This window comes from bacterium (genome assembly GCA_009926305.1).
GTDB lineage: Bacteria > Bdellovibrionota_C > UBA2361 > UBA2361 > RFPC01 > RFPC01.
Map to the genome: position 1 here is coordinate 1 of RFPC01000122.1, position 4,770 is coordinate 4,770.

Below are 4,770 nucleotides of genomic sequence, written 5' to 3' on the forward strand. Positions count from 1 at the left end.
GGCACAGCAGGAGAGGTAGGAACTGAGCTTGGGACGTTGTTTTCAGGTAACGCGCTAGACAACATGATGCTTACCGACTACGGTGTAGCAGCAAAGCCGATATTCGATACCACAGAAGTCATCAATACAATGATGGTTGCTGGAATGACCTCAGGCGTAATTCAGGGGCCAGTAGCTGGAATGACATACGCTCAGAACCTGAGAGATGTAAAAGACCTTAAGCTTGGCATCGACGAAGAAATCTCCAAGCTCAGAGACCCCAACCTAACCGAAGAACAATCCCTTGATATAATTAAGGGAATTATGGCAAAGCAATCAAAGCTTGCTGCCAAGTTTACAGATATGACGGAGTACGGGCAGTGGATGAAGGAAAACTTCTCTGATCAGTACGACGCTATGATGGCGCACTCTGGTCAGATTGAAGCTATACTAAAGGAGCTTAAGGATCCAAACACCACTCAGGCCAGAGTAAGCGTACTTAAGAGTAAGCTTGCTACAGCTATGAATAATGAGTATCAGTCCAGCTTTGTGGGTCTAAACAAATACCTCGGAGAGCAGGCGAAGACCATGCCAGAGGACCGACTCAAGACAAAGATTCAGTCTAAGACTGGGGAACTCGACGAGCTTAAGGCTGAAAAAGCTGAGCTTGAGCAAAGAAAAAGAGATGGGGAAGACGTTGGCAATGCTATCGCCCTTGTGGACGATAAAATTACTCATGTCTCTGGGGCGCTCACACAAATGCAAGACGCTAAATCAGCCCTTGAAGCTGGTAAAAAGGAGGGGGCGACAGAGAAGGAGGTTGCAGAAAGCTTTAAAGCAGCGAACTATGTTGTCAAGGCTGAAGCTCAGGATCAAGTATTGCGGCTTGCAAAGTTTGCTGGGAAGGAAATTTCTACTGAAGATCTTCAGTCTACAGAATCATTGAGCGTCACCGAGAATTCGGTCTACTTATTTGACAAGAGCGGGAACGTCATCGACATGTTCAAGCACTCTGATAAGGAGTCAAAAACTAAGCCGCCAGTTACGGGAAAGGTAAAGGACGGGTCTGAACAAATGAAGTCTATGATCGAGGCTGGATATGTTGTTGTGGGCAAAAATGAAGAGACGGGTGAGGTCGCGCTTGTTTACGACAAGAGCGGAGACCTTCTAAAGGCTTTCCCAGCAATACAGGACTCATCAAAAGGTATTGATTCTCAGCTCATTAAGGCTAAAAATGCTAGCGTAATACTCTCAAAGGCGACTGGAAATGCGCACAAGCACATTAAGTTGGACGCTATTGCTGGCATCATTGCTGAGGGCGGCGTAGACATTAACGGCCTAAGCGAAGAGACGAGACTGTTTTATCAGCAAAACAAAAACGCTATTGACGCAAAGGCTCAGCTTATTGCTGCAAACAAAGCAGAGCGCAACGAATCAGATCTAACCTCTGCAGGAGAGGCTGACGCATCTGGAAAAGTTTCAGACAGAAAGGCGAACAAAATTGTTGAGCTTGCAAGAAGCAAGTTCGGCCTTAACGTTATGGTTGGAAATGACGCGCAGCTGTTCAAGGCGAGTGGCAGAACCGACTACATGTCGGGAGCTATAATCGGTGGTTTCTACGTCAGAGGCACAAATGACATATACATCAACGAGAACGCCAGCGCAAAAGACGTGATCGAAGAAATATTTCACGCCAGAATTGCAAATCAAATTTTCTCTGACAGAAAAAGAAGGTCTAGGTTCCAAGCCGAGCTATCGTCGATAATGATGATGGATCCGTTTATGAAGGCCTTGCTTGATGTAAAGAGAAGCGAATACGAAAATCTATACAGAGGCAGAAAGGATGCCGAGCAAATGATTGAGGAGGAGCTTCTTGCGGAAGCTATATCTGTTTACGTGGCAAACAGCGACAAGGTTGATGCTGGTACGGTGTCTGGCATGATAAACTACCTCAATTCGCTTCTTGGAAACACTGAAATTGATGTCACCAGAGACAATCTCGATGTTATTATGTCTAAGCTTGAGACCACTCTGTCCTCTGGAAGAAAGCTTAGAATAAAAAAGAACGAAGATCAGGAGCGTGAGGAGAACGCCGAGGGCACGGCTATGATGTCTGCATACAGCGGCAAGAACTCATTCCTTCATAAGGTTCCAGTTTCAATTAAGGTGGTTCAGCACTCTGACTGGGGTGAGTCTAGAGTGAGAAACGAGCAAACGAAGCAGTTTGAGGACTACAATCACTTTAGGGCCTGGTACAACAAGATGAGCGGTAACGGTTCTCTTAGCGGATCCATTGAGGTTAAAATGACTTACACTGACGCGAATGGAAACGTCAAGACGCTGAACGCTCCAAAGCCATACCCAGGAAGAGAGGCTACGAGACCAGTAAATGCGTGGGCTAGCAGATACCAAAGGGAGCTTAACGAGGAGGAAAAAGCAAACAAGATTATTGACGACAGAGTATCTGTTCTGCAGGACCAGCTTGACATACTGTCTTCAACTGGCATGGATCGTACAGCCGCTCTCGACCTTCTTGGATGGGATGGGAGAAACAGAAACTGGGGAGCAAGACCGACTCAAGCCATGGTAGACAAGGCTGTAGAGGCAACGTCTGACTACATGCTTGAAAGAGAGTTCACTACGCCAGAGTCCGCAATCATGTACTCAACGTACAACGATGTTGTTGACGCAATGAACGAAGTTCTTTCTGCGAATGGGAAAGACACGTTTGATGTAACTGAATATAGGTCGAATGATCCAGCGTACAGAGAGGCTGTAAATAAGGCGTTGATGGATCTAACGGAAGATGAAGCCGCAGTGATGCAGTTTCAGGGATTGATCCTTGGAGGAGATAAAAACGCTTCAAACATAGCTATACAAAATCTTCTTGCCGCCGTTTCAGATAAGCTGCACGGAAACGCTAAAAGAGACGGGTACGGAAAAATTCACCAGGACAGGGTTGTTGACGCGCTTGAGGTTCCATTTAGAAGGCTCATGGAGACAGAGCGTGGCGCTGATTTTGTGAATTTCTTTTCAGACTTCAGGGAAGGTCTTCCACGTCACTTTGATTTCTTGGCGAAAGAACATGGGTTAGATCAGCAAGAACTTCTTAAGTCAAAAGATCTGTATCTCTCATTGGTTGCGGTGTTTTCTAACGGAAATGAAGCAGTCCCAAACATTGCACTTGCTGATTATGCTTTTGCAATGTATATGTCTGGAGACAAGGCCGCGTTTGATCTGGCTCTTCATCAGTTTGAAAATATCGGATCATACCCAGGCCTAAGCGGTCGTCCAGAAAGGCAGAGAACAAAAGCTCATATAAAGGGGATTAAAACTATTGTAGATCTTTTTGAGTCCGATGTCAACATAACGGATTATCTTACTGCCAAGGGGTCTAAGAACCGAAGAAAGCCTCGCGGAAGATTTGTAGAGCTGCAGAAAGAGGTTGTTGCAATGGATTTGTTCGGACAAAAGATCGGAGCGTTTATGGCAAACCTGCTTGGGGATGAAAGCGTTCTTGCTCAAGATGCTCATTTTGTATCGGAGATGAATCGGGCTAGAGGAATAAAGACAATTTACGATGTCAATGCCCTAAAAAATGCTTTTGACGAGTGCTATAAAAACAAGAACGAAATAGAGAGGTTTTATGGAATAAAACTAAGAAGGTCTCACATGAAAGAGGACATGGAGGCCCTTGGTAGAGAAGTCTTCAATAGAGGAAGTAAGTTTACGCAAGCTGGCAAAAACAGGTTTAAAGCATTTAACAAGTGGGAAACCACCACGTATAAGTGGTATGCGAAAGACGTAAAGAACCGACTCAGGAGGACGCCAAAAAATATGAACGAGCGTCACCTGAACTATACTATCACTAAAAAGCTTGCGGACAGACTTGGGATAAGCGTAGCGGCGATGCAGCAGCTCATGTTCTATGATAACCATAAAACGCAACAGCTGTTTGGTAGAGGTAAAGGGGCCAAAGACATAACGTTTTTGGATGTTCTTGATGAACAGAACCACTCTCAATTTCAAAACGCAATACCTAACGAGCTTGCTGAGGAGAGAGTCAAGGCTATGGACTCATATCTTAAAAGCGAGATAGTAGAAAAGGATATTTCTGTAAGCACACCAGCAGCAAGAGACTCGTTCTCTTTGCAAGAGCTTTTAGACGCAGAAGAGCTTGAAGTTGTTAAGATAAGCGACAGGGCAAAAGATCCTCGGATTGGAGTAGAGGATACAGTTACGCTCAAGAGAGCTAGAGGTGGAGGACGCTTTGCATCTGTTGGAGTTGGCATAGAACGTGCGAATGCTGTGGTTTTGTCTGATGTTGCTTTTCCGAAGTCTAAAGAGATGTCCGCTGTTGGAACGATCGAAAGCTTTGCGAACGGGAAGGACGTTGGGTCAATAGACATTACTGAAGGCATTGAATTGGAGTTTTACAATGGCGGATGGTACTCAGAGGGCAATAGAGTTATCGGAGCAGAAAAGGCGGTTATGACTGGTGATACCGTGTTTGCAATGGGTAAGATTACTTACTCAGATCCAGAGCTTTTTGCATACCAGCAGGCAGAGTTTACAGAGGAAGAGGCTGAAAGATTTGCAGACGATCCATTTACTGCAGACGCAATCATAGATCTCATGGAGTCGGAGGGGCTGTCTTTTGATCAGGCAGAAGCCCTTTTTTATGACAGGGTAGACATGTCTATGTCTGCTGATGATGTAATGTTTTCATCTCAACTAAGAGGCACCGCAGCCAGAGTTGTAGAGTCTTCTAACTTCTCTGGAGACTTGAGA

At 45.2% G+C, this 4,770-nt stretch carries 1 protein-coding gene; it reads left to right on the top strand.

All coding sequences use genetic code 11. The features are described from left to right. Positions 1-4,770 (top strand): hypothetical protein (locus tag EBR25_12420; protein ID NBW41789.1); only part of this gene is annotated, 4,770 nt, incomplete at both ends.